Below are 25,011 nucleotides of genomic sequence, written 5' to 3'. Positions count from 1 at the left end.
GGAGGTTTTCTCATGCCAGCGCTTGCAAGCACTACCGTTCGACGCCACCGCCTGGGACTGGTCATCACGGCTATGGCATGCGGTGTCGCATCCGTGTGGTTGCCCACCATGGATCTTGCCGGCCAGTTCTGGGTCGTGCTGTTACCGATCGCCGTTTTCGGCATGTCACACGGCGGGGCGGACCCGATTCTCATCAGAGCGCTTAGCGCGACCAAGCGCTCCAGCAGCGCCCTCTGGCTAGGCGGCTATCTGATACTGATGGCGCTGACGGTGGCGTTTATCGTATGGCAGCCAACGCTTGCGCTGGTGGGTTTTTTGTGCCTCTCGGCCTGGCACTTCGCCTCCACGGATCGCTTGTTTCTGCCCGCACAAACGCCTTCACTTGCCGGATGGCTAAGTGGGAGCCTGCCCATCGTTGGCCCCATGGTCGGCCATCCAGAGCAGGTGGCCGCACTTTTTGCCTGGCTACTCCAGCAGCAAGCCAGCGCTTTGGTACCGCTGGTAAAAATCGCAGGGTATGGGCTGCTGCTCGCCTGGGGAGCGCTGCTGGCCGGTGTTCTGGTTAAAACGGCTCGCGACAGCCGCGCGGCCCTGCTGATGGAGCTGGGTATCGTGGGCGGTCTGCTGCTTGCCTTGCCGCCGCTGCTGGGCTTTGCCTTTTATTTCTGTGCGGTGCACAGCATGCGCCATTTTCTGGCGCTGCTGGCCGCGCAGCGCTGCCAGCAGCCGGCCTTTAACGCGGCCGCTCTGGCACGGCGCGCCGCGCCCGCCACGCTCGGGGCGATCGTGCTGGGTCTGCTGGCATGGTGGGGCCTGCAGCGCGGGGGTACGTACGCCGCGCTGCAGGCGGACTGGCTAGCGGACGGTGTCAGAGTGGTGTTCTGGGGGTTGGCCGTGCTGACCGTGCCCCACGCCTTGCTGGTCGGCCTGTGGATGGTATCGCCCAAGGCGTCCCGGGCGATACCTTAATCACTGTCGTCTGTTCCCGGCCCGGCTCCGCTGCGCGAGGCCTCGGTGGACTCGACCAGTATGCGCGTAGCCAGGTGTTTGAGCCTGTCCCAGACGGCGTCATCGATAAGGATGCCGTCAAGCATGGCGCGCTCGCGGCTGGCCAGCAGGTCGGATTCTCTATGGCAGGCCAGCAGGTCATACGCGTATTCCGAGCGCATGGAAGGCAGCAGCTCCACGTGGTTGGCAAATAACAGCGTAACGCCGTCGTTGTGGGCGTTTTCTTCGGGCACCTGGGTCACCGCGTACACGCGGATTTCGGGCACCGAGCCGCCCGCGCGAAAGCCGACGACCTGTTCGGTCAGCGGGGCCTGGGCGTTGCGCCAGAAGGCGGTGGCGTTCATCCCGCGCCCGGCAATGCGCGCCAGATAGCCCATGATCAGCTGGCGGTTGTGGCAGCGGCGAATCTTGATCACCGCAAGGCCCCGAGCGCGGGCCTTGGCAAATCCAAGCTCCAGCGCCAGGCTGGAGCTGCCCAGCACGCTGCCGCCCTGGCCGTCGAGCACCGCGAGATCGCCGTCGGCGTAGAGCATCACCGGCGTGCGTGCGCCTTCCAACTGCTCAGCCAGCAGGTAGTCAAGCCCGCGGTTGAGCGCCTGGAGGCCGTCAAGCTCGTGAAGCTGCATCCAGGCGACCATGTCGGCGGCGTCGCTGGCATCGCCGTCGCCAAAGCCCATGCCCAGAAACGCCTTGCGGCAGAGCCCTTGTAGTTCGTTGTAGGAGACCTTCATAAGGCGACTCCGTTCGTGGCCGCAGTACGGTGTGAAGCGGTGCGGTGTGAAAGACAGGCCGAGTCGGGTGCGCTTGTTTCAGGCGACGGCTCCAGAGGAAAGCTCCAGTCGTCAAAATCGCGCAGGTCGTCGGGCTCGGCGTTGAGCTCTTCGACCAGCGGCGCGCCCTGGAACAGCGTAATACGTACCCAGCGGTCCGACTTGGGATCAAAGCGCCCGGCGCCGAAAAACGCAAGCTTGGCGCGCAGCAGGTGCATGGGCTTCATCTCCCGGGCCCAGAGGTTGGCACGAATCTCACCGTAAGGGGTTTCGGCCATGGTCTGAATGCGCCGTACGATGTCCTTGTGGCGACAGTGTGCGATCAGGAATTCCACCGTGGTGGCGTGGGGGTTATCACCGAGATATGCCTCAACGGCGCGGTGGGTGTCGGCCACGCGTGGGGCAATCGCCAGCTTGAGTTCGCGGTCAGCGCCGGGCTCATGGCCGCGTACGCCAAGGCGCGGCTCTTCTTTTTCCACCGAGCGGTACCAGAACCAGTAGCGGCTGTCCGGGGCGTCGAAGTCAACGGCCAGCGCCCAGTCGTAGTGGGTTTCAATGAGCTGCTTCAAGTGCACCAGCGGCATTTCCGGGGTGAGCTCCAGGCGTTCATCAACGCCCATGCGGTTTTCGAACGGCTCGACAATGGCCGGATAAAGCTCCAGCAGCAGGGTGTTGATCAGCTCCTGGGCTTCCAGCGGCAGGGTGCGATGGCTCCATTCGGTAAGCTCGCGCCAGAGATCGGCGGTCAGCGGCACCTGCTCAAGCCAGGCGCGCACGTCGGGCAGCGCGGCGGCCGTTTCACGGTTGCGCTCGCCCTGTTGAACGTCTCCGGTGATCGTTTGCTCCAGATGGCGCCGGGCGCGCTCCAGCAGCGCCAGCAGCCGCTCGCGCTGGGCCTCGTCCGGCGTTTGCGCGCTGATCTGGGCCAGCGCCTGCTCGCGGCTTTTGACCCACTGCTCGATGAGCTGCGGGTGGTTGATCAAAAACGGCGCCATGCCAAGCCCGGTGGCGTTGCCGATGCCCAGATAGCGCTTCAGCGGCGTGGCCAGGCCTACGGCGGTCGCCGGCGCCTGGCGGCGGGCAATATGCTCCACCTGCTGGATGGAAAAGTGACGCAGCAGATAGACCGCCAGCATCTGGGCGGAAAACGGCCGCTGGAAGTCGGGATTGTCCTTGAGCCGGCCAAAATCGGCGATGCCGAACTTGCCGTTGCCGTACACCGCGGTGGTGCGATACAGGTAGCCGGCCCGAGTCAGCCAGGCCGGGTCGGGCTGGTAACCCTCGGCCAGCGCCCGGGTGAACGCATCAAAGTTGCGCAGGCTGCGGTTGGCCCGGGACAGCACCAGCAGACGCGGATGCTGGCGGCCGGCTTCCTGCAGCGGCACGTTGGCGGCCATCTGTTCCAGCAGGGCCTCGTCGACCTCGCCTTCAACCACGCCGAAAGTAACATCCCAGGCCTCGGCGATGACCCGATCCGAGCGCGCCTCGTCGTCCAGCGGCTGGGAAAAGATCACGCCGTGATAGCGCCCGCGCGGCGTTTGCAGCCGGTAGATCACCGTGCCGTGGCCTGCATCATCCAGGTCGAAACGGGCGGCGCTGATCTGCCAGCGCTGGCGGGCCATCTGTCGGATCAGGCTGCGGGTAAAGCTCAGCCGGCTGGCGTGCAGGCTGCCCAGCCGCTCCAGATCCATCACCCGCTCCGGCGGGCGCAGGCGCAGGTTTTCTTCACGCGGGGAAATACGGTTTATCATCTCACACCTCCCGAGACGGCAATGGCGCGCGTCAGGCAACTGAGGCCACCGCGCACTGCGGCGCGGTGGTGCGTTCCAGCAGGGCGACCCAGTTCTGCCCCATGATGCCGGCGACTTCGTGTTCGGCGAAGCCCGCCTCGCGCAGCCCGGCCACCAGGTTGGGAAAATCGCGGCTGTCGCGCAGCCAGGAAAGCGGGTCGGGCCAGCCGGCGTTGGCCGCGCTGCCCTCGCCGTAGTCCATGTCCTTCGACCAGCGGCCGTTGCGCATCCACTCGAGCACCGATGTCGGCTGGTTCTGGCATAGGTCGGTGCCGATGCCTAAGTGCTCCACGCCGATTTTGTCGGCGGTACGGGCGATCATCTCGCAGTACTCGGCCAGCGTGCAGTCCGGGCCGTTTTTCAGGTGGAAAGGGTAGGCCGAAAAGCCCAGCAGGCCGTCGCTCTCGGCGATGGCGTGGAGTACTTTGTCCGACTTGTTGCGTTTGGCCGGCTGCCAGGCCGCGGGGTTGGCGTGGGAAATGATCACCGGCCGCTCGGAGAGTTCAATGGCCTCAAGGGTCGAGCGCTCGGCGCTGTGGGACATGTCGATGACCATGCCCACCCGGTTCATCTCGCGGATTACCTGACGGCCAAAGCGGGTAATGCCGCTGTCTTCGGACTCGTAGCAGCCGCAGGCCAGAAGGCTCTGGTTGTTGTAGGTCAGCTGCATGATCAAAAGCCCCAGATCGCGCATGACCTCGACCATGTCGATATCGTCCTCGATGGGCGAGCAGTTCTGCGCGCCGAGAAACACGCCCACCCGGCCCTGTCGGCGGGCGCGGTGGATATCCGCCGGCTCGCGTACCGGCATAATCAGATCGCTGTGCGCCTCGAAGCGGCGGTTCCACTCGCCCAGCCGGGAGAGCGTATCGCGGGTGGTTTCATGGTAGACAAGCGTGGCGTGAACCGCGTCGACGCCGCCCTCGCGCATCTGTTGGAAAATCTCCCGGGACCAGTTGGAATACTGCAAACCGTCGACGATCAGCATGTCCTGTGACATATCAGCCTCCTTACGCTTTGACTCGGTTGGCCTTGACTCGGTTGGCCTTGACTCAGTTGGCTTTGACATAGCTGGTCTTGACCACGGTGTAGAATTCCCGGGCATAGCGACCCTGCTCACGGGGGCCGAAGCTTGAGTTCTTGCGCCCGCCGAAGGGCACGTGGTAGTCGGTGCCGGCGGTGGCCAGGTTGACCATCACGCAGCCGGTTTCGGCCCGGGCCTTGAACTCGGTGGCCAGCGCCAGCGAATCGGTGATGATGCCCGCGGTCAGGCCGTACTGGGTGTCGTTGAGCACTTCGATGGCCTCATCGGCGTCGGCCACCTTGATCACGCAGGCCACCGGGCCGAAGACTTCCTCGCGGTTGATCGCCATGTCGTTGGTGGTGTCGACAAACAGCGTGGGTGCCATGAAGTAGCCGTCGGTGTCGCGCTCGAGGCGCTCGCCGCCGAAGGCAAGCGTGGCGCCGTCCCGCTGCGCGCGTTCGACCCATTCGAGGTTGGATTCCAGCTGGCTCTGGCTTGCCACGGGGCCGAAGTGCACGCCGTCTTCCAGCGCGTGGCCGACCCGGACCTGCTCAAGCTTTGCGGTGAGTTTCTCAACGAAGGCGTCGTGGACCTTCTCGGTGACGATCAGCCGGGACGAGGCGGTGCACTTTTGCCCGGTGCCCGAATACGCGCCGTTGAAGGCGGCCTCCACGGCCAGATCCAGATCGGCGTCGTCGGCCACGATCAGGGCGTTCTTGGAGCCCATTTCCAGCTGGCACTTGACCAGGTTCGCCGCGGTGGCAGCCGCCACCCGACGGCCCACGGCCAGCGAGCCGGTAAAGCTCAGGGCGTGAATCTCGGGGCTTGAAATCAGCGCGTCACCCACGGAGCTGCCGGGGCCCAAGATCAGGTTGAAGGTGCCGGCGGGCATGTCCTGGCGGCTGATGATCTCGGCCAGCGTCCAGGCGCTCGCGGGCACCAGATTGGCGGGCTTGAACACCACGGCGTTGCCGAACGCCAGCGCCGGGGCGATCTTCCACACCGCGGTAGCCAGCGGGAAGTTCCACGGGCTGATAATGCCCACCACGCCCACCGGCTCGCGGCGGATATCGACTTCCACGCCCGGGCGTACCGATTCGGCGCGCTCGTCGATCTGGCGCAGCACTTCGGCGGCGTAGTAGTGGAAAAACTGCCCCGAGCGGTGCACCTCGCCCGCGCCTTCGGCCCGGGTCTTGCCTTCTTCCCGGGCGAGCAGCTCGCCAAGCTCGGCCTTGCGCGCGATCAGCTCGTCGCCAATCGCCATCAGCACGCCGTAGCGGTGCTCAAGGCCGGTCTTGGCCCACGCTTTTTGCCCCTGCTTGGCGGCAGCAACGGCTTCGTGCATCTGAGCCACGCTTGCCTGGGCATAGTGGCCGATCACGTCGCTCAGGTCGGACGGGTTGCGGTTTTCCACGTGGCTTTCACCTTCGACCCACCGGCCGTTGAGATAAAGCGCATGGCTCTGCGTGCGAGACGGGGACGCTGCGTGTGTCATGACTGCCTCCTTGAAAGTCGGTAATGACAGGCTAGGGGCGCGGCATGTATAAAGATAATCAATAATTAATACTGAATGATCACTTTTTCTTACCGCTGCGTTGCACAGCGATTGCCCCGCTTCTCGCGGCGTTTTTCCGGAGATGTGCCATGCTGCCCGAGCTTAAAATAACGCCGCTGCGCTACGTGCTGGCGGTGGTCGACCAGGGCGGGTTTCACGCCGCAGCGCGTAAGGTACACCGCACCCAGCCGGCGCTTTCCATGGCGATACGCGAGCTGGAAAGCCGCCTGGGCGAGGCGCTTTTTGAGCGCGGCAACCAGGCCACGCTCACGCCGTTCGGCCGCTACTGCGTGCCGCGCTTTCGCGAGCTTTTAACCCAGCACGACCGGCTGGGCCGGGAGCTTACGGCGCAGGTAGAGCGCCAGGCCGGGCATCTGGACATGGCCGCGGTGCCGTCGGTGGCCAGCCGGCTGATGCCCGAGCTGCTAGCCGATTTTGTCGCCGACTATCCGGGCATTCGAGTGAGCCTGCACGACGGCAACGCCGACTTCGTCCGTGATCAGGTGCTCGCCGGCGAGGTCGATCTGGGGCTGACCAGCCTGTGGGAGGAAGAGGCGGCGCTGGGCTTTACCCCGCTGCTGCGCGACGCGCTGGGCGTGGTCTGCCGCGATGATCATCCGTTCGCCGGCCGGCAGGCCGTGCACTGGCGGGAGCTTGTAGAAGAGCGCTTGATCGGCAACGGCACCTCACGGCTGTTGCAGGGCACCGACGCCGCCGCACTGAGCGAGCACCACGCTTTTTATATTTCCAACATGGTGTCGCTAACCGCCATGCTGGTGGCGGGGCTGGGTGTTACTACCCTGCCCCGGCTGGCATTTCCCGAAGAGTACGAGCGCCTGCGCTTTGTGCCGCTGAGCGCGCCCCGGGTAACGCGGGAAATCGGCCTTTTGCGCCTGGCCGGGCGCAGCCTTTCACCCGGCGCCCGCGCCATGGCGGATTTCGTTACCCGGGCACTGGGCTAGCCGCGCCGCCTTAAGGCCTGCCCTGCAGCGCGCTATGTCGCGCTTTTTGATGCGCTCGACGCCGGCCGCCAGAACCGTCTCAGGCCGGTAATCACGATCAATAGCGTCGCGGTGCCGGTGATGGCGCCCAGCCAGGCGCTGCCCGTCACCCCGGCGATATAAAACGCCACGATTCCCGCCGTGCCGGCGCTCAGCGCGTAGGGCAGCTGGGTGCGAACGTGGTCGATATGATCGCAGGAAGAGCCCGCCGAGGAGAGAATGGTGGTATCGGAAATCGGCGAGCAGTGATCGCCGAAGATGCCGCCGCTGAGCACCGCCGCGATGGCCAGCGCCAGCGGCATGTCCAGCGCCATGGCCACCGGCATGGCAATGGGGATCATGATGGCGAAGGTGCCGTAGGAGGTGCCGGTGGTAAAGGCGACAAGCGAGCCGATAAGAAACAGCAGCACCGGAATCAGGCTCGGCGCGACGCCGGCCTGGGCCAGCGTGACCAGGTAGTCGGCGGTGCCCAGCGCCTCGGTCACGCTGCCGATGGACCAGGCAAGCGTCAAAATGATGTAGACCAGCGTCATGCTCTTGATGCCGGTTACCACCAGCTCCATGGCCTCGCGAAAATCAAACAGCCGCTGGGCAAGGCCCATGCCCAGGGCAACGCTGACGGCGAGAAAGGTAGCGATCAAAATCGACTTGCCGCCGTCGGCTTCGCCCATGGCGACGATCAAGCCGTTTTCAACGACGTTGCCGGTCCACAGGAACAGCACCGGGATCAGCCCCACCAGCACGGCGATGGGCACCAGCATGTTGCGCTTGAGCGAATGCTCCTCGGCGACGCCCGCCATCTCGGCGACTTCGCGATCCGAAGGCGGCTGAGCATCGTCTGCCAGCAGCTTGCCGGTTTCCCGGGCGCGCGCTTCGGCCTGGGCCATGGGGCCGAAGTCGCGCTGGGTTATCACCATGATCAAAATCAGCAAAAGCGCCAGCCAGGCGTAGAAATTGAGCGGTATCGACGACAGATAGATCAGATACTCTGAGCCGGCCATGTCCATCTGGGTCAGCTGGGTGCCGATCAGGCCCATGACAAACACCACCCAGGTAGAGACCGGCCCGAGCAGGCACATCGGCGCCGAGGTCGAGTCGACGATATAGGCCAGCTTTTCCCGGGAAACGCGCATGCGGTCGGTAATCGGGCGCATGACGCTACCCACCGTCAGCGCGTTGAAGTAGTCTTCAAAAAAAATCAGCACGCCAAATCCCATGGCGGCGCCCTGAGCGCCCCGGGGCGAGGCCACCCGGGTGGCAATCGAACGGGCAATGGCCTGGGCGCCGCCGGTTCGCTGCAGCACCGTGATCAGCACCCCGAACAGGGCGCAGTAGATCAGCACGGTCGCGCTCCATTCGTCGCCCACGCTTGGAATGATGAAATCACCGAAGCTGCTGTAAAGCCCGGCCGCCGGGTTGCCGCCGCTGAGCATGGTGGCGCCCAGCCAGACCCCGCAGAACAGGGCAGGAATCACGTTGCGGGTTGCCAGCGCCAGCACGATGGCGAGCAAAGGGGGAAGCAGGGAATATAGGCCAAAGGACATCGTGGCTCTCTCTCAGGGTATCGTTGTTGCCAGTTTCAAAGACGCGGCGGCGTCGAGGTCGGCAATACTAGCGCATTGATCCCCGCTTCGCGAAAGCACCTGGCCATATTTGTCCCGGCCGCCGGAATGCAGCTGCTTGAAGCGGCCAGGTCAAGGCAGCAAACGCTGGCTGATCCCTAGAAGCGGTAGCTCAGCCCGGCATAGTAGGTCTGGCCCTTGAGCACCTCGCTGTAGGTATCCGGGCTTGATATTTCCTGATCTGTTATGTTGTTAAGCCCCAGTTTTACATCAACATCGGCCAGCAGGCTGTAGCGCATGCCGACGTCTAGCGTGGTATAGGCATCGGCAACGTCGTTATTGCCCAGCTCACCGGTTACCTCGCTTCTGTACTGCGCTCTGGCAAATACATCCATCACGGGGCTGGCGAACCAGTTGGCTTTCAACGAAGCTTCATGCTCTGAGGTGCCGACGAGAACGTCACCGCGATTGTCCTACGCATCCAGGTAGGTGTAGGAAAGATCAAGGTCCATTTTTGCAAACTGCTGCTTTACAGAGAGTTCTACTCCCTTGAGCGTCGCTTCGTCGACGTTGATAAAAGACACATCATCGTTTGTGGGACTGGGATTTGTTGCCATCCTGATGATGTCGTCAACTTCGTTGTAGAACAGGGTGGCGCTGGCAGAGGTGGCGCCGTTTGCGTAGTACGCGCCCAGTTCGCTGAACGTGCCCGTTTCGGCGTTCAGATCAGGGTTACCGTTGACGCTGCACCTGCCGGCGCAGCCCGGCGCGGAATAGGAGGGCGATATTTGCGCCATGGTAGGGGCCTTGAAAGCGGTGCTGGCGCCCGCCTTCAAACTCCAGCTATCGGTTAGCGACTGGGTCAGATAGCCCCGGTAGGTGTATTCATCGTCAAACAAGGTGTCGTGATCGAAGCGCCCGCCCAAGGTCAGCTTCGTTGTGTCGGCCAGCGCCAGGGTTGTTTCCACAAACGCAGCGGAGCTGGTTCTATCGGTTGAGCCGCCGGCAATGCGCGTGTTTTCTATTTCCGCGTTTCGCGCTTCAGCACCCACCGTCACCGTATGGTCCTCTATAAAAAAGACCGCCTGTGCATCGCTGCCGTAGTCTGTCTCAGTGATGTCAGAGGCAGGCGTGTCGTAGTCAACGTCAAAGTCGCTGTAGTACACATGGGCGTCTGCCTCGGCGGTGGCGGACTGGTAGCCGTAGCCAAGGGTGTAGCGGTTCAGGGCGCGCTCTTGCTCATAGGAACGCCCTCGAAACAGCGATGTGCCCGTTTGGTTTTCTTCTGACAGCTGAATTTCAAGATCCAGGCTGTTTTGCTCATCCAGGGCAACATCAAACCGGTTGACCAGGTTGTAGTTTTCCTGAGAGCGGTGTTTGGTGGCGTCGGGATGATCGTCGTAGAACGACTCGTCGACATCCAGATAGTTGCCGTAAACGGTATAGCTCAAAGATTCGGTTGCCGGCGCTGAATAATACACGCCGTACACCTGGCCGTTGCCGTTTTCGTCCCCCTGGTTATGCTGGCCTTCCACGCTCACAGCGCCTTCTGCAACGCCGCTGTGCTTGCGGGTTTTCACGTTCACAACCCCGCCCATCGTATCCGCTCCGTAAAGCGTCGACATGGGGCCGCGGATCACCTCGATGCTGTCAATGGCAATGCTCGGGGTAAGGCTCAAGGCGTTATCGCTTCCGCGCCACAAGGCCTCTTTGGTGTAGGAGCGCCGGCCGTTCAACAGCACCTGGGTGTACTCGTTGCTCATGCCGCGAATGCGAACACCGCGTGAACCGTTTGACTGCGACGATACGTTCACGCCGGGTGCATCAGCGATCAGTTCCCCCACGTCAGCGGCCATTTGGTATTTGCTTTGCTCCTGGGCATCGATCACCGTCACGGTGGCCGGCGCTTCAAGCCGTGTGGTTTTCAGCCCTGCGCTGGCGGTAATCACCATCTCTTCGAGCTCAGCGTCAGCCGCCAAAACCATCTGCGCCGGCAATATCGTCAGGCCGGCCAAGCAGGGCGCGATGCGTTTGCAGTGTGTTCTCTTCATGGGGGTGCCTTTGTGATGTGGTGTGTACGGCGGGCCGCATTATAGCGAAAAATAAAGCGATTGAAATTGATTCGCATTCATTTATTGCTTCAAACGTCCCGCTTTACTTGCCAATACAAAAGCTGCCGAAAATTTCGCCCAGCAGGTCGTCGGCGCTGAACTCGCCGGTGATCTCGCCAAGCGCCTGCTGGGCGTCGCGCAGATCTTCGGCGAGCAGCTCGCCGGCGCCAAAGCCGGTGAGCTGGCCCTGGCCGCTGTCCAGCGCCGCGGCGGCGCGGTCCAGGGCGTCCAGATGGCGCCGGCGGGCGGAAAAACGCCCCTCGGTGGTGGCGTTAAAGCCCATGATGGATTTCAGGTGGTCTTTCAGGTTATCCACACCCGCCCCGGTTTTGGCCGACAGGCGCACGGTTGGGTGGGCTGTGGATAAGTCGGTTTCCGGCGTTTCTTCGCTGGTATCGATTTTGTTGCGCACCAGCGTCAAACGCCCAGTATCCGGCAGGCGATCGACAAACTCGGGCCAGATCGCGCGCGGATCGGTAGCGTCGGTGGTAGCGGCGTCGACCAGCAGCAGCACGCGGTCGGCGGTTTCTATTTCTTCCCAGGCCCGGGCCACGCCGATTTTTTCGATGGCGTCGGGCGTGTCGCGAAGCCCGGCGGTGTCAATGACGTGTAGCGGCATGCCGTCGATGTGGATATGCTCGCGCAGCACGTCCCGGGTGGTGCCGGCGATGTCGGTGACAATCGCGGTGTCCTGCTCGGTGAGCGCGTTGAGCAGGCTGGACTTGCCGGCGTTGGGCCGCCCGGCAATCACCACGCTCATGCCCTCGCGCATCAGCGCGCCCTGGCCGGCGGCGGCGCGCACCTTACGCAGTTCGGCCATGACGGCGTTGAGCATGGCTGCCACGCGGCCATCGCCGAGAAAGTCGATTTCCTCCTCGGGAAAGTCGATCGCCGCCTCGACGTAGATGCGCAGCTCGATCAGGCGCTCCACCAGCCCGGCGACGCGCTGGGAAAATTCGCCCTGTAGCGAGCGCACGGCGTTTTGTGCCGCCGAGCGCGAGGTGGCGTCGATCAAATCGGCAATGGCTTCGGCCTGGGCGAGGTCGAGCTTGTCGTTGAGAAACGCCCGCTCGGAAAACTCGCCGGGCCGGGCCAGCCGCGCGCCCAGCGCCACGCAGCGCTCAAGCAGCAGGTCCATGAGTACCGGGCCGCCGTGGCCGTGCAGCTCCAGCACGTCTTCGCCGGTAAACGAATGCGGCCCGGGAAAAAACAGCGCAATGCCTTCGTCGATAATCTCGCGCTCGCCGTGCAGGGCGGCGCTTCCGTAAAAAGGGCCATAGTGGGCGTAGCGCGGGGCCGGGCAGCGGCCGAGAACGGCGGCGGCCATTTCCCGGCTGTGCGGGCCGGACAGGCGAATAATGCCTACGCCGCCGCGACCGGGCGGGGTGGCAAGCGCGGCAATGGTATCGGGGGTGTAAAAGTAATCGGCCATAGGGGCTCTCTGTGGGCAGCTGCCGGAACGCCGAACCCCCGCAGGGGCGGGGGTTCGGAGGGTACGGTAACAGGCTCAACCAAACGCTAGGTCTTGCCCTTGCCAATACTCGGATCGTTGTCGATCTGTCGGGTGATAAAGTACTGCTGGGTGATGGAAATCACGTTGTTGACCACCCAGTAGATCACCAGACCGGCCGGGAACCACAAAAAGAAGAACGTGAAGATCACCGGCAGCATCTTCATGATCTTGGCCTGCATGGGATCCGGCGGCGTGGGGTTGAGCTGCTGCTGAACGAACATCGAAATGCCCATCAGAATCGGCAGGATGAAGTACGGATCCTTGATCGACAGGTCCTGAATCCAGAACATGAACGGCGCGTGGCGCAGCTCGACGGATTCCAGCAGCATCCAGTAAAGCGCAATGAAGACCGGCATCTGCACCACGATAGGCAGACAGCCTCCCAGCGGATTGATCTTCTCCTTCTGGTAGAACTTCATCATTTCCTGGGACATCTTCTGGCGATCGTCGCCGAAGCGTTCCTTGATGCGCTTCATTTCCGGGCCGAGCTTGCGCATCCGCCCCATGGAGCGGTAGGCCTTGGCCGACAGCGGGAACAGCGCGGCCTTCACCAGCACGGTGAGCAGCACAATCGACCAGCCCCAGTTGCCGATCACGTCGTGGATCTTGTCCAGCAGCCAGAACAGCGGGTTGGCGATGAACCACAGCCAGCCGTAGTCCACGGTCAAACGCAGGTTGGGGGCGACCTGTTCCAGGTAGTCCTGCACCTTGGGCCCCATGTAGAGCGTGGCATCAAGCGTGGTCTGTTCGCTGGCGCCAAGCTCTTTGGTGGGGCCGGCAAAGGCGGCGACGTTGCGCCCCTTGGCATCGGTGGTGACGTAGTACAGGTTTTGCTGGTTCTGCGGCGGCGCCCAGGCAGAGACAAAATAGTGCTGCAGGATGGCGATCCAGCCGCCCTCGGCTTCGCGGTTTTCTACGTTGCCTTTCTGAATGTCTTCAAAGTCGACCTTCTCATAGCGGTTTTCCGGGGTAGAGTAGGCCGCCCCCAAAAAGGAGCGCATGCCTACGCCGGAACCGGTGGAGGGGTCCGGGCTGTCATCGCGGACCAGCTGGCCGATAAAGCGCGCATCCACCGGTGTCTCGCTTTGGTTGTCGACCAGATAGCGCACGTTGACCGCGTAGTCGCCGCGCGTAAAGCGTAGCCGCTTGGTCACTTCAACGCCGTTGACCTCTGCTTTCAGGTCGACGTCAAGCCGATCTTCGTCTTCGCTTAGGTGGTATTCGGTTTTTTCCGGCGTAAACGCAATACGGCTGGCGTCACCGCCGAGCTGCAGGCCGGAACGCGCGACGTAGCTGCGCACGCTGTTGTCGGAAAGCAGCACGTAGTTGCGCTCGGTGTCCAGCGTCTGCTTGTGCTGCGGCAGGGCGGCATACACGATGTCGCCGCCGTGCGGGTCGATACGCACGTCAAGCACGTCGGTGGTCACAGCGATCACGTCGCGGCCCCGGCTTTCATCGCCGGCATCGGCCAGGCTGGCATCGTCGTCGGTCTTGGCAGACGGCGTTTTATCAGGAACAGACAGGCCGTTGTCGTCGGTGCTGGCCGTACCGGCTTTGCCGTTTGTAGCGCTATCAAGCCGGGTATTTTCAACGGCAGGCGCAGGCTTTGCCGATTGCCCGTAGTCCTGATTCCATTGGACCACCAGCAGGTACGCAAGTACTGCCAGTGGAATCACTAATATCAGTCGTTTAACGTCCATGAGGGTTCTGCCCGCTGGGTGATGAACATGCAATGGCGCAGTGTTGTTTTACCCGACCCATGACGTGCAAAAGCCTGCCGTACGGCAGGCCGGGGTCGAGCGGCGTGTTGGCATCAAGCGTCACGTTATGTCCTGGGGGCGCCGCTGCGCCGCAAGGCTTCGCGCTTTAGCCGTTTCCATAGCCCGTGTAGCTGGCGTTGCAGCATGGCGTTGTCCATGTCGTCTACGCCGCGCCGGGCAAGTATCACCACGTCAACGGCAGGCAGCGTTTCCTGGCGCAGGCGAAACGACTCCCGGGTCAGGCGCTTGAAGCGGTTGCGCTCGACGGCAAGCTTGACGTTTTTCTTGCCCGCTACCAGACCGATGCGCGCATGATCGCCGTCGTTGAAACGGGCCAGTGCCAGCATGCCTTTCGCGTGGATTTTCAGATCGGCTTGCGCAAAAACGTAACGGAAATCCCCGGCGCTTAGCAGACGCAGCGCGCGGGGAAAACCTTGACGGGACACACCCAACGCTTGATCAGGCGCTCAGACGCTTACGGCCTTTGGCACGGCGGCGGGTGATGACCGCCCGACCGCTTTTGGTGGCCATGCGGGCACGAAAGCCGTGCAGGCGCTTGCGCTTGATAACACTGGGTTGAAAAGTGCGTTTCATAACTGGTGATTCCCACGTGGTTTAGGACGAAACATCAATGCTGGAAGCCCCTGTCCGGCAGCCGCCGCACGGGGATATCCAATGAAAGACCGCAAATTGTAGAGCTTCCATCCGCCCGGTGCAATTTTTCCGTGGCGAATTCCAAAGCGACCGGCGTGCGTTTTGCCGGTTTGTGATTCGTTATCGGCGTTTCTGAGCGAATTCGGGTCTGGCTTGATTGGACCCACGCCCGGGATAAATGGGGAAAACGGCCATGCCGCACAGGCGCGGGCATCGGGACATAACAGTTACTATTGTTATTAAAGGTCTACTGCTGTTGTTATTATTGGTGCAGGCCATATCTGTGGATAACTCATTTTTCACTGCGTGAATCAAACGGCTAGATAGATGAAAAGTCTGTGGGTAAGCGTTGGAAAAAGTGCGCATAACCTGTGACGAAGCAGTGGACGCTTTGGAGCAATTCGGTTATCCCCCGAGTTATCCAGCGGTTATCAACGAGAAATCACCATGTTACCAAGAGGTTATCCACAGGCAGAGTCGTGCGTATTTGCATGTGGATAACAGCGTCGCTGAGCGCTACAATGGCCGACCTTTTTCAATCCCATGGTGAGATAAGTGTCACTCGCGCTTTGGCATCAGTGCCTGGACTGCTTGCAAGATGAGCTTAGCTCCCAGCAGTTCAATACCTGGATACGCCCGCTGCAGGCCGAGCAGGGAGAAGCCAACGAGCTTTTTCTGCTGGCCCCCAATCGCTTCGTGCGTGACTGGGTAAGCGATAAATATGCCAAGCGAATCAGCGAGTTGATGCGCGAACTTGCCCCTGCCAAGCCGCCTCGCGTCAGCCTGAGCGTAGGCAGCCGCCGCGCCGCCGCTGCATCCGCCCCTGACCCGCGGGAGCTGGGCAACCCGGTGTCGGCCGCACCGGCCAGCACCGGCTCGGCGGCGCATTCGCCTCCTCGCAGCAGCGCAGGCGGCGAGCACGCCGTCAACGGTCTTAGCCAGCAAACGCCGCGTCCCTCGGGCGAACGGCAGGTGCAGGTGGAAGGCAGTCTCAAACACACCAGCGGGCTGAATGCCAATTTCACGTTCGATACCTTTGTTGAGGGCAAATCCAACCAGCTGGCCCGGGCCGCTTCGCGTCAGGTGTCGGAAAACCCCGGCGGGGCGTATAACCCGCTGTTTTTGTACGGCGGCGTGGGGCTGGGTAAAACCCATCTGATGCATGCGGTGGGCAACGCTCTGGCCGGGCGTCGGGAAAACGCCCGGGTGGTGTATCTGCATTCCGAACGCTTCGTCGCCGACATGGTCAAGGCGCTGCAGCTCAACGCCATCAACGATTTCAAGCGCTTCTATCGCAGCGTCGACGCTTTACTGATCGACGATATTCAGTTTTTCGCCGGCAAGGAGCGCTCCCAGGAAGAGTTTTTCCACACCTTCAACGCGCTGCTGGAAGGCGGCCAGCAGATGATTTTGACCTCGGATCGCTACCCCAAGGAAATCAGCGGCGTCGAAGAGCGGCTGAAATCACGCTTTGGCTGGGGGCTGACGGTGGCCATCGAGCCGCCGGAGCTGGAAACCCGGGTTGCGATCCTGATGAAAAAAGCCGATCAGGCCAAGGTGGACCTGCCCCACGACGCGGCGTTTTTTATCGCCCAGAAGATTCGCTCCAACGTCCGCGAGCTGGAAGGCGCGCTGAAAAAAGTCATTGCCGACTCGCACTTCATGGGCAAGCCTATTACCCAAACCTTCATTCGCGAGTCGCTCAAGGATTTGCTCGCCCTGCAGGACAAGCAGGTGGGGGTGGACAACATCCAGCGCACCGTGGCCGAGTATTACAAGATCAAGGTGGCGGATCTGCTCTCCAAACGGCGCTCGCGCTCGGTGGCGCGTCCGCGTCAGGTGGCCATGGCGCTGGCCAAGGAGCTGACCAACCACAGCCTGCCCGAGATCGGCGATGCCTTCGGCGGGCGCGATCACACCACGGTGCTGCACGCCTGCCGCAAGGTGCGTGCGCTGCAGGAAGAAAACGCCGATATTCGCGAAGACTATAAAAATCTGCTGCGCCTTTTGACCAGCTGACGGCGCCTTTCAAAAGGCGCAAATGGCGCCATTCCAATCCTTCAAGTCGAAACCGGAGCCTTGATGAAATTTTCCATTTCCCGAGAAGCGCTGCTGCGCCCGCTGACGCTGGTGGCAGGCGTAGTGGAACGCCGCCAGACGCTGCCGGTGCTTTCCAACGTATTGATTGACATCGACGGTGATCAGGTGGCCCTGACCGGCAGTGATCTTGAGGTCGAGCTGATCGGGCGCACCGTGGCCAGCGCCGTAGAGCAGCCGGGAGCGATTACCGTGCCGGCGCGCAAGCTGATGGATATCTGCAAATCGCTGCCCGAGCAGGCCGAAATCGAGCTGTCTGTGGAAGATCGGCGCGTTTTGCTGGTCAGCGGGCGTTCGCGGTTCACCCTGTCTGCGCTTCCCGCGGCAGAATTTCCCGGCATTGAGGGCACCGACGCCAGCCAGGAGCTCAGCGTACCTCGCGGCACGCTCAAGCGCCTGATGGACGCCACAGCCTTCGCCATGGCCCAGCAGGACGTGCGCTACTACCTCAACGGCATGCTGCTGGAAATGCAAAGCGGCCTGCTACGCGCCGTGGCCACCGACGGCCATCGCCTGGCCATGTGCTCGCGCGAGCTTGAGGTCAACGTTGACGCGCCGCAAAAGCTGATCGTGCCGCGCAAGGGCGTTCTTGAGCTCACGCGGCTGCTCGACGACAGCGACGAGCCGGTCAGCCTCACCCTGGGGCCAACCCACGTGCGCGCCCACACCGGCGACTTTACGTTCACCTCCAAGCTCATCGACGGCAAATTCCCCGACTACGAACGGGTGATACCGCGCGGGGGTGACAAGGTCATGCTGGCCGAGCGCGCCGAGCTGCGCCAGGTGCTGTCGCGCACAGCGATTCTGTCCAACGAGAAATACCGCGGCGTACGGCTATACCTGGAGGCCGGCAACCTCAAGGTCATGGCCAACAACCCCGAACAGGAAGAGGCCGAAGAAAGCGTCGCTGTGGAATACGACGGCCCGGCCATGGAGATGGGCTTTAACGTCGGCTATCTGATCGATGTGATGAGCGTGCTGGGCGAAGACCGTGTGCAGGTGACTCTGGCCGACCCCAACAGCAGTGCGCTGCTGGAAGAGCCCGGCGGCGGCGATGCGCTTTACGTAATTATGCCTATGCGACTGTAATGCCGCGCAAACTGTGGCTGTAGCGCCGTTTTCTTTTCGTTTATTGCCACTGGGTGCCCACATGAGTCCTGCATGAGTATCGAGCAGCTAACGTTTCACGGGCTGCGCAACCTTGACCCGCTGTCTCTGGCGCCGGCGGCCGGTATCAACCTGATCACCGGCGCCAACGGCAGCGGCAAGACCAGCCTGCTGGAAGGCATTCATATCCTGGGCATGGGACGCTCGTTTCGTACCCGCCAGCTGAAAAACGTCATCCAGCACGACGCCCGCGAGTTGGCTCTGTTCGGCCGCCTGGCCGCTCGGGAAGACGGCAGCGGCGGTGCCACGCTTGGCGTTCGCCGGCTGCGTGACGAGCGTGAACTGGAGCTGCGTTTGCGCGGCGAGCGCGGCGTGCGCCTGGCCGAGCTGGTGGAAACCCTGCCGCTACAGCTGATCAATCCGGATGCCTTTCGCCTGCTGGAGGGCTCACCGGCGGGGCGGCGGGAGTTTCTCGACTGGGGCGTGTTTCACGTGAAACATGCGTTTTTAGCCGCCTGGAAGGGCGCACGCCGGGCGCTGAAACATCGGAATGCGCTTCTCAGGCGTGGTAGAATGGACGGCGCGCTGGACGCCGCCCAGCTGGACGTATGGGAGCAGGAGTTGGCCGCTCACGGCGAGGCCGTGGATCGGCTGCGCCGCGAGTGGTTTCGCGCTTTTTTGCCGGTGTTTGAAGAAACCCTGAAAGCGCTGCTGCCGCTTAGCGGGCTGACCCTGCACTACGCCCGTGGCTGGGACAGGCAGCGCTCGCTGAGCGAGGCGCTGTTCGCCGGGCGCGGCACCGATACCCAGATGGGGTTTACCCAGCAGGGCCCCCAGCGGGCGGATCTGCGCATTCGGGTGTACAAAAAACCGGCGATCGAGGTGCTTTCCCGAGGCCAGCAGAAACTGGTGGTGAGCGCGCTCAAGCTGGCTCAGGGCCGGCTTCTGGAAAGCATGTCAGCGTCCAGCGCGCCCGGCCGGCACTGTGTTTATCTGATTGATGACCTGCCGGCAGAGCTGGACGACGGCTATCGGCAGCGCTTCGGCGAGCTGCTGGGCGCCATGCAGTGCCAAGCATTTATTACCAGCGTTGAACCGGGTGCCCGCTGGCTCCCCCAGGCGGCGGCCAAAATGTTTCACGTGAAACATGCCGACGGGGAGGAGCCGGGCCGGCCGGCGTCAGGCCGGCTGGTGGAAGGCTAGGCGACACGGAACGCGACAGACTTCACGACGGAGTGGTCAATGAGCGATCAGGCTTACGATTCATCCAGCATCAAGGTGCTCAAGGGGCTGGACGCGGTGCGCAAGCGTCCGGGCATGTACATCGGTGATACCGACGACGGCACTGGGCTGCACCATATGGTATTTGAGCTGGTGGATAACTCCATCGATGAGGCTCTGGCGGGCCACTGTAGCGAGATCCGCGTGGTCATTCATCCGGACGAATCGGTCACCGTAAGCGATAACGGCCGGGGCATTCCAACCGAGATCCATGAAGAAGAGGGCGTCTCCGCCGCCGAGGTCATCATGACCGTGCTCCACGCCGGCGGCAAGTTTGATGACAACTCCTACAAGGTATCCGGCGGGCTGCACGGTGTAGGCATTTCCGTGGTCAACGCGCTGTCCGAAGAGCTGCGGCTGACCGTCTGGCGCCAGGGTGACGTGTTTGAGCAGGTATATCACCACGGCGTTCCCCGGGCCCCGCTCGGCGTGGTGGGCACCACGGACAAAAGCGGCACCCGCGTGCACTTTCGTCCCTCGGCGGAAACCTTCGCCAATATTGAATTCCACTACGACATCCTGGCCAAGCGCCTGCGCGAGCTTTCGTTTCTCAACTCCGGCGTTGCCATCCGGCTGATGGACGAACGCAGCGGCAAGGAAGAGCTGTTTCGCTACGAAGGCGGCCTGAAGGCGTTTGTTGAGCACCTCAACAGCAGCAAAACGGTGCTCAATCCGGTGTTTCACTTTACCGCCGAGCGTGACGACGGCGTGGAAGTGGAAGTGGCCATGCAGTGGAGCGATACCTTCAACGAAAATATCCTCTGCTATACCAACAATATTCCCCAGCGCGACGGCGGCACCCACCTGGCCGGCTTTCGCGCCTCGCTGACGCGCACGCTCAACCACTACATCGAAGCCGAGGGGCTGCTGAAAAAAGCCAAGGTCAGCACCGCCGGTGACGACGCCCGGGAAGGGCTGACGGCGATTGTTTCGGTAAAAGTGCCGGACCCCAAGTTTTCGTCCCAGACCAAGGAAAAACTGGTCTCCAGCGAGGTGAAAACCGCCGTCGAGCAGGAAATGGGCCGGCTGCTGGCCGATTACCTGGTGGAAAAGCCCAACGAAGCCAAGGCCATTGTCAACAAGATGCTTGACGCCGCCCGCGCGCGTGAAGCCGCGCGCAAGGCCCGGGACATGACCCGGCGCAAGGGCGCGCTGGATATCGCCGGGCTGCCGGGCAAGCTGGCCGACTGCCAGGAAAAAGACCCCAGCCTGTCCGAGCTCTATCTGGTGGAGGGCGACTCCGCCGGCGGCAGCGCCAAGCAGGGGCGCGACCGGCGCATTCAGGCGATCCTGCCGCTCAAGGGCAAGATTCTCAACGTCGAAAAAGCCCGCTTTGACAAGATGCTCTCCTCGGCGGAAGTCGGCACGCTGATCACCGCGCTGGGCTGCGGCATCGGTCGCGAAGAGTTCAACCCGGACAAGCTGCGCTACCACTCGATTATCATCATGACCGACGCCGACGTTGACGGCTCGCACATTCGCACGCTGCTGCTGACGTTTTTCTTCCGCCAGATGCCCGAGCTTATCGAACGCGGCCATGTCTACATCGCCCAGCCGCCGCTTTATAAGGTCAAGCGCGGCAAGCAGGAGCTCTACCTCAAAGACGAGCAGGCCATGGTGGACTACCTCACCAGCACCGCGCTGGACGGCGCCCAGCTCTACGTCAACGCCGACGCGCCGGGCATCAGCGGCTCGCAGCTGGAAGCGCTGGTAACCCAGTACCGCGGAGTGATGAATCGCATCGAACGCCTCTCAAGGATTTATCCGTTCACCGTGCTGGAACAGATGGTGCAGGCCTCGGCGCTTTCCGGCGAAGAAAGTCTGAAAGATCGCGTCACCATGCAAAACTGGATTGATGAGGTTCAGCAGCTCATGGACAGCAAGGCCGCCTACGAAGGCGGGCCGCGCTACCATTTTTACCTGCACGAAGACGAAGAGCGCGGGCTGCATCTGCCGGCGGTATCGCTGGTGGCCCACGGCGTTACCAACAGCTACGTCTGGGGGCTGGATTTTTTCGAAAGCGCCGACTACCGGGCCATGACGGTGATGGGCGAGGCGCTTGCCGGGCTTTTGGAAGAGGGTGCCCACATTACCCGAGGCGAGCGCAAAAAGCCGGTTGCAAGCTTCGCTGAGGTACTCGCCTGGCTGATGCAGGAAGGCCAGCGCGGGCTTTCCGTACAGCGTTACAAGGGCTTGGGCGAAATGAACCCCGAGCAGCTGTGGGAAACCACCATGGACCCGGAAAGCCGGCGCATGCTGCGCGTGAGCATTGAAGACGCCATCGCCGCAGACATGATGTTCAATACCCTGATGGGGGATGAAGTCGAGCCGCGCCGTGACTTTATCCAGTCCAACGCGCTGGTGGCCAATATTGATATTTGATCGTGCATAAACGACAACGGCCATGTTTCACGTGAAACCTATCGGGCTCGTATCGTAGTTTTGCGCAGTACGTGCAACAAAAAACGCCGCTTATTCAAGCGGCGTTTTTATTTGGGCGCAAAACAAGAAGCGCTAGCCTGAAAATTTACCAGTAGGTTGAAAAACCGACGCGAATTTCATGCGCCTGATCATCTCCTTCTACGCCTGCGCGAAGGTCAAGGGTTTTGCCCAGACGCCATCGATACTGCGCTTCCCAGCGTGTTGTTTGACCTGCTTTGCCTTTCAAGGCATCAGTTCGAGTGATTTTCATCAGTGTACGCTGATGCGTACTCCAGTTGCTGAGAAGGCCCAGCTGTACGGCAGGTGCGAGCGGGCCTGTCTGATGTCGCGTGGTTCGCAGCTGTCCTCCGAACAGCGCAAAGGGGAGGTGCCGGCCTAGTCGGGATGATTTTCCTGCCAGGAGTGTCACGCCGCCCTCAAGGCAGTTATCGCAGCTCAGGCGGGCGCGGTAAACGCTGCCGGAGGCATGCCAGGCCGTGCCTGGCAGATCAGGGAGCGGCACGCTGCGAGCGTGAAGGTTCGTGATGTGGAATAGATCGAAGCGTCGCAGCCGGACAGAACCTTCGTGGAAGTCCAGCTCTGTCCGTGCCATCTCCAGTGCTGCATCCGGCATGCGTGAGGCATTGCTGTCCAGAAGGTCATACTGCAGAGGGCGAAGCGTTAGCCTGGCCGCGTTGCCCAGTTCGCTGTTATGAACGCCGGAAATCCGTACGAGCCCCGGCGGCGTGCTTTCATGGATTGGTTGGATATCGCGCTCAGGGAGCGCAGCTGCTCCGGCAGGTAATTCAAGGCGTGCCTGAAGCAGCTGCCGCTCAATGCCGGCCAGCTCTGCTGCCTCTCCGGTTTGTTTGAGAAAAGCAGCATGCCCCAGCAGCGTATCGAGAACGGCCGATTGGCGCTTTTCTTTCAGCCGCTGAAAACGCGGGGCGTGCAACGCAAGCGTATTGATCAATGGCCAAACGGCCTGAGCGGCCTGCTGCTCGTTGTGCGTAAGGTCGTGGTATCGCCACTGCGTTTTTAGCCGCCTTGAAGGTTCGTGGCGGACGTCGGCAAGTAGCGGCGTGCCGTCCATATGGGCTTTGCCGACGGCACGAATCAGCGCTTCCGGTGCGACCCAGGGGGCATGGCCAGGTGTCAGGTCCTCATCCACGACAAGTTCTAGGGTGCGTGCAATACGCGAAGCGCAATTTTGGGTAAGGAAAAGGTATTCATAATCGTGTCCCATGATTTCATAAAGATGAGCGACCAAAAGCTCACGATCGGGCTCTGACAGTGCCAGGCGGTACTGCCAGAGATCGCGCATCTCGCGTTCTGAATACAGCGTGGTGTTGCGATAGAAAGGCGCACGCGAATATCGGGCTCGGTAGCCACCCAAAAGCCCTTTGGCCATATAGGTGGCAAGTCCGTCGTTTTCGGGTACGTCAGCGCCAAAATTGAGGCTTGTATCCATCAGGTAGGAAAACGCAGCGTCCTGCGGTGAGGCCTTTTGCTCAAGATGCAGCATCAAGTGGCCAAAAAAAGAAGCCGGATTGCCCAAGTAGCCAGAAGCAAATATCAGTGTAGGCGCTGTTTGTCCGTGCCGTTGCTGCCAGGCTTCCCATTCCGGGCAGGAGGCTTCAGGCCACTGCTCCCCGAGTTTGCGGGTGAGCCACAAAGCGCGCGCGGGAAATCGGCAGCGTGCGTGAGTCTTGCCCTCTACCGGCGGCTGACGCAAAGCGTTCAGGGTGGCACGTAACTCCCGCTGAGGAGAATGGCGGCCATCCGGGGCAAAAAAAAAGTCGTTGTCGAGTACGGCACTGCGCGGCTGATCAAATAAACCGTCGCGGTCGAAATGCAGCATTGAAAGCCACTGGGGGTCGCCGGCCAGAGCATTCAAACGAGCATGAGCTGTGCTAACTGACAGGCATAGAGCCGCCGTCAGCGCCACCGTAAGGCGTCGCATGGAGATAGTACCTGTGGGGCGTGCAAGAAAGGAAAGGATAAAAAAGGCCGGGCTGGCCGGCCTTTATACATCACCTGCTATTGGATTTTAGCTAGCGCTGCAGTCGGCCGTGGCCTGGTTCAGGCTTTTGTAGTAGTCGTAGGCTTTTGCAGCGTAGGGCTGCTCTGTGTAGCTGGACACTGCGCTGGCGGCCGACAGATCCGAACGAAGCTGGCGTACCACGTTGTCTTGAGTGGCGCTGTGACGACAGTTCATAAGGCTCAGTGCTGCATTAAGATACTCACCTTCCCCCATGGCGGTTTCCAGTGCCAGTTGATCGTAGCTTTCATCGATAAACTGGGCGACTTCCACTTCCTTGCTGTTACAAGTCTCGGGAGACATCGTCGCCGACGTTACGGCCGTGGTACCCGAATCCCAGATAACGTTGGAAAGCGCGGCAGCCGTGGTGTTGCTGTCAAAGATAGCGGCGCCGATGCCGCAGTGCTGCCATGGATTGATGTCATCCGAAGCGCTGACTGATGTGGCGCTCAAGGCAAGCAGGCTGCCAGTGAGGGCGGCGGCGGTTGTAAAAGAAAATTTCATCCAGGTGTCATCCCTTGTTCCTGATGTTGGCCTTGGCGATGGATCGGGCAGGCCAACCTATGCCCGATATCTGGTATGTTTTTATTGGTAAGAAGTACGAAAAATGAATGCATGATTTTTGCACAATAAGTCAAAAAGTTAAATATAGTTAATCAATTATTCTGATGTTTTCTGCCCTGTGTGCAAACCGCGCTTATTCCAGCACCCAGTCGGCAAAACCTGCTAGGTCGTCGAACACCGGCGTATCGGCGGCGTAGCACCTGGCTTCAGTGCGTGCGCCCTTGCCGGTGCGCACCAGCGCTGGGCGGGCGCCGGCGGCCGTGCCGGCCTGCAGGTCGCGCAGGCTGTCGCCAACCATCCAGCTGCCTGCAAGCGTCTCAAGGCCCAGTCTGTCGCGTAGCTGATAGAGCAGGCCGGGCAGCGGCTTACGGCAGCTGCAGCCGTCTTCCGGGCCGTGGGGGCAGTAGGCAACGGCATCGAGCCGGCCGCCGGCTTTTGCTATCTGTGCGTGCAGGTGCGCGTGCATCTGTTCCAGAGTGGTGATATTGAAATAGCCCCGGGCAATGCCCGACTGATTGGTGGCAACGGCCACGGCATAGCCGGCCCGGCTCAGCCGGGCGATGGCGTCAACGGCCTGGGGATAGACGACAAACTCGTTGATGGTTTTGACGTAGGCGTCGGAGTCCTGATTGATCACCCCGTCCCGATCGAGCATGATCAGGCGCGTTGGCAAAAGGGATAGCGGGGCGGTTATCGCCTTCATATCTTGATCCTGGATAAGTGTTTCACGTGAAACATGACACGGTGCGCGA

The 25,011-nt window shown here is 61.8% G+C and carries 18 protein-coding genes and 1 pseudogene; 6 read left to right on the top strand and 13 right to left on the bottom strand.

Annotation, left to right across the window (positions count from 1 at the left end; translation table 11 throughout):
* Positions 1-93: 93 nt before the first annotated feature.
* Positions 94-969 carry a Brp/Blh family beta-carotene 15,15'-dioxygenase gene (locus tag ACZ415_RS04680; RefSeq protein ID WP_344701808.1) on the top strand — a complete coding sequence of 292 codons (876 nt, stop codon included), beginning with the start codon at positions 94-96 and terminating at the stop codon, positions 967-969.
* Here ACZ415_RS04680 and ACZ415_RS04675 read toward each other — a convergent pair.
* Genes ACZ415_RS04675 through ACZ415_RS04660 form a run of 4 tightly spaced genes read right to left on the bottom strand, consistent with a single transcriptional unit; the run spans position 966 to position 6,087 of the window.
* Positions 966-1,739 carry an Ldh family oxidoreductase gene (locus tag ACZ415_RS04675; protein ID WP_344701806.1) on the bottom strand — a complete coding sequence of 258 codons (774 nt, stop codon included), beginning with the start codon at positions 1,737-1,739 and terminating at the stop codon, positions 966-968. The genes ACZ415_RS04680 and ACZ415_RS04675 overlap by 4 nt on opposite strands.
* Entirely contained in the window at positions 1,736-3,529 is a 1,794-nt protein-coding gene (locus ACZ415_RS04670; RefSeq protein ID WP_344701804.1) for a hypothetical protein, read from the bottom strand. The genes ACZ415_RS04675 and ACZ415_RS04670 overlap by 4 nt, the downstream gene beginning before the upstream one ends.
* A 31-nt stretch (positions 3,530-3,560) precedes the next feature.
* On the bottom strand, positions 3,561-4,568 hold the full coding sequence (locus ACZ415_RS04665) for a dipeptidase (RefSeq protein ID WP_344701802.1): 1,008 nt from the start codon (positions 4,566-4,568) through the stop codon (positions 3,561-3,563).
* A gap of 52 nt (positions 4,569-4,620) precedes the next feature.
* Entirely contained in the window at positions 4,621-6,087 is a 1,467-nt protein-coding gene (locus tag ACZ415_RS04660) for an aldehyde dehydrogenase family protein (RefSeq protein ID WP_344701799.1), read from the bottom strand.
* Positions 6,088-6,236: 149 nt separating this feature from the next.
* Between ACZ415_RS04660 and ACZ415_RS04655 the strand changes: the two genes are divergently transcribed.
* Positions 6,237-7,109, top strand: a complete 873-nt coding sequence (locus tag ACZ415_RS04655) for a LysR family transcriptional regulator (RefSeq protein ID WP_344701797.1) — start codon at positions 6,237-6,239, stop codon at positions 7,107-7,109.
* 32 nt (positions 7,110-7,141) lie between these two features.
* On the opposite strand, the gene ACZ415_RS04650 is transcribed toward ACZ415_RS04655, so the two are convergent.
* From ACZ415_RS04650 to rpmH, 6 genes and pseudogenes are all read right to left on the bottom strand, one after another.
* A complete protein-coding gene (locus ACZ415_RS04650) occupies positions 7,142-8,692 on the bottom strand; it encodes a Na+/H+ antiporter NhaC family protein (RefSeq protein WP_344701795.1) in 1,551 nt (516 codons plus the stop codon).
* Between the two features lie 176 nt (positions 8,693-8,868).
* A pseudogene (locus tag ACZ415_RS04645) lies at positions 8,869-10,566 on the bottom strand (TonB-dependent receptor plug domain-containing protein).
* Between the two features lie 298 nt (positions 10,567-10,864).
* On the bottom strand, positions 10,865-12,253 hold the full coding sequence (gene mnmE, locus ACZ415_RS04640; RefSeq protein WP_344701793.1) for a tRNA uridine-5-carboxymethylaminomethyl(34) synthesis GTPase MnmE: 1,389 nt from the start codon (positions 12,251-12,253) through the stop codon (positions 10,865-10,867).
* 86 nt (positions 12,254-12,339) lie between these two features.
* Positions 12,340-14,034: a membrane protein insertase YidC gene (gene yidC / locus ACZ415_RS04635; protein ID WP_344701791.1), complete on the bottom strand. Its 1,695-nt coding sequence runs from the start codon at positions 14,032-14,034 to the stop codon at positions 12,340-12,342.
* Positions 14,035-14,159: 125 nt separating this feature from the next.
* A complete protein-coding gene (gene rnpA, locus ACZ415_RS04630; protein ID WP_344701789.1) occupies positions 14,160-14,540 on the bottom strand; it encodes a ribonuclease P protein component in 381 nt (126 codons plus the stop codon).
* Positions 14,541-14,553: 13 nt separating this feature from the next.
* On the bottom strand, positions 14,554-14,688 hold the full coding sequence (gene rpmH / locus ACZ415_RS04625) for a 50S ribosomal protein L34 (protein ID WP_344701787.1): 135 nt from the start codon (positions 14,686-14,688) through the stop codon (positions 14,554-14,556).
* 615 nt (positions 14,689-15,303) lie between these two features.
* On the opposite strand from rpmH, the gene dnaA reads away from it, so the two are divergent.
* From dnaA to gyrB, 4 genes are all read left to right on the top strand, one after another.
* Complete coding sequence (dnaA, locus tag ACZ415_RS04620; RefSeq protein ID WP_344701785.1) at positions 15,304-16,767, top strand: chromosomal replication initiator protein DnaA; 1,464 nt, start codon at positions 15,304-15,306, stop codon at positions 16,765-16,767.
* 63 nt (positions 16,768-16,830) lie between these two features.
* Positions 16,831-17,934 carry a DNA polymerase III subunit beta gene (gene dnaN / locus ACZ415_RS04615; protein WP_344701783.1) on the top strand — a complete coding sequence of 368 codons (1,104 nt, stop codon included), beginning with the start codon at positions 16,831-16,833 and terminating at the stop codon, positions 17,932-17,934.
* A gap of 72 nt (positions 17,935-18,006) precedes the next feature.
* Positions 18,007-19,155: a DNA replication/repair protein RecF gene (gene recF / locus ACZ415_RS04610; RefSeq protein ID WP_464387767.1), complete on the top strand. Its 1,149-nt coding sequence runs from the start codon at positions 18,007-18,009 to the stop codon at positions 19,153-19,155.
* 39 nt (positions 19,156-19,194) lie between these two features.
* Positions 19,195-21,615, top strand: coding sequence for a DNA topoisomerase (ATP-hydrolyzing) subunit B (gene gyrB / locus ACZ415_RS04605; protein WP_344701780.1), 2,421 nt, complete (start codon positions 19,195-19,197; stop codon positions 21,613-21,615).
* 145 nt (positions 21,616-21,760) lie between these two features.
* Here gyrB and ACZ415_RS04600 read toward each other — a convergent pair whose 3' ends face one another.
* From ACZ415_RS04600 to gmhB, 3 genes are all read right to left on the bottom strand, one after another.
* Entirely contained in the window at positions 21,761-23,617 is a 1,857-nt protein-coding gene (locus ACZ415_RS04600; RefSeq protein ID WP_344701778.1) for an Lnb N-terminal periplasmic domain-containing protein, read from the bottom strand.
* Positions 23,618-23,704: 87 nt separating this feature from the next.
* Entirely contained in the window at positions 23,705-24,199 is a 495-nt protein-coding gene (locus ACZ415_RS04595; protein WP_344701776.1) for a DUF3015 family protein, read from the bottom strand.
* A 193-nt stretch (positions 24,200-24,392) separates the two neighbouring features.
* Complete coding sequence (gmhB, locus tag ACZ415_RS04590; protein WP_344701774.1) at positions 24,393-24,962, bottom strand: D-glycero-beta-D-manno-heptose 1,7-bisphosphate 7-phosphatase; 570 nt, start codon at positions 24,960-24,962, stop codon at positions 24,393-24,395.
* Positions 24,963-25,011 lie beyond the last annotated feature (49 nt).

This window comes from Halomonas cibimaris, assembly GCF_055379665.1.
This window is presented reverse-complemented; position numbering and strand designations above follow the sequence as displayed.

Bases quoted from the DNA above. Each gene is read 5' to 3' on its own strand.
- ACZ415_RS04655 (WP_344701797.1), top strand. From the start codon at position 6,237: ATGCTGCCCGAGCTTAAAATAACGCCGCTGCGCTACGTGCTGGCGGTG.
- ACZ415_RS04675 (WP_344701806.1), bottom strand. From the start codon at position 1,739: ATGAAGGTCTCCTACAACGAACTACAAGGGCTCTGCCGCAAGGCGTTT.
- ACZ415_RS04600 (WP_344701778.1), bottom strand. From the start codon at position 23,617: ATGCGACGCCTTACGGTGGCGCTGACGGCGGCTCTATGCCTGTCAGTT.
- ACZ415_RS04665 (WP_344701802.1), bottom strand. From the start codon at position 4,568: ATGTCACAGGACATGCTGATCGTCGACGGTTTGCAGTATTCCAACTGG.
- recF (WP_464387767.1), top strand. From the start codon at position 18,007: ATGAGTATCGAGCAGCTAACGTTTCACGGGCTGCGCAACCTTGACCCG.
- ACZ415_RS04650 (WP_344701795.1), bottom strand. From the start codon at position 8,692: ATGTCCTTTGGCCTATATTCCCTGCTTCCCCCTTTGCTCGCCATCGTG.
- dnaN (WP_344701783.1), top strand. From the start codon at position 16,831: ATGAAATTTTCCATTTCCCGAGAAGCGCTGCTGCGCCCGCTGACGCTG.
- ACZ415_RS04670 (WP_344701804.1), bottom strand. From the start codon at position 3,529: ATGATAAACCGTATTTCCCCGCGTGAAGAAAACCTGCGCCTGCGCCCG.
- rpmH (WP_344701787.1), bottom strand. From the start codon at position 14,688: ATGAAACGCACTTTTCAACCCAGTGTTATCAAGCGCAAGCGCCTGCAC.
- gyrB (WP_344701780.1), top strand. From the start codon at position 19,195: ATGAGCGATCAGGCTTACGATTCATCCAGCATCAAGGTGCTCAAGGGG.
- mnmE (WP_344701793.1), bottom strand. From the start codon at position 12,253: ATGGCCGATTACTTTTACACCCCCGATACCATTGCCGCGCTTGCCACC.
- ACZ415_RS04595 (WP_344701776.1), bottom strand. From the start codon at position 24,199: ATGAAATTTTCTTTTACAACCGCCGCCGCCCTCACTGGCAGCCTGCTT.
- ACZ415_RS04660 (WP_344701799.1), bottom strand. From the start codon at position 6,087: ATGACACACGCAGCGTCCCCGTCTCGCACGCAGAGCCATGCGCTTTAT.
- yidC (WP_344701791.1), bottom strand. From the start codon at position 14,034: ATGGACGTTAAACGACTGATATTAGTGATTCCACTGGCAGTACTTGCG.
- gmhB (WP_344701774.1), bottom strand. From the start codon at position 24,962: ATGAAGGCGATAACCGCCCCGCTATCCCTTTTGCCAACGCGCCTGATC.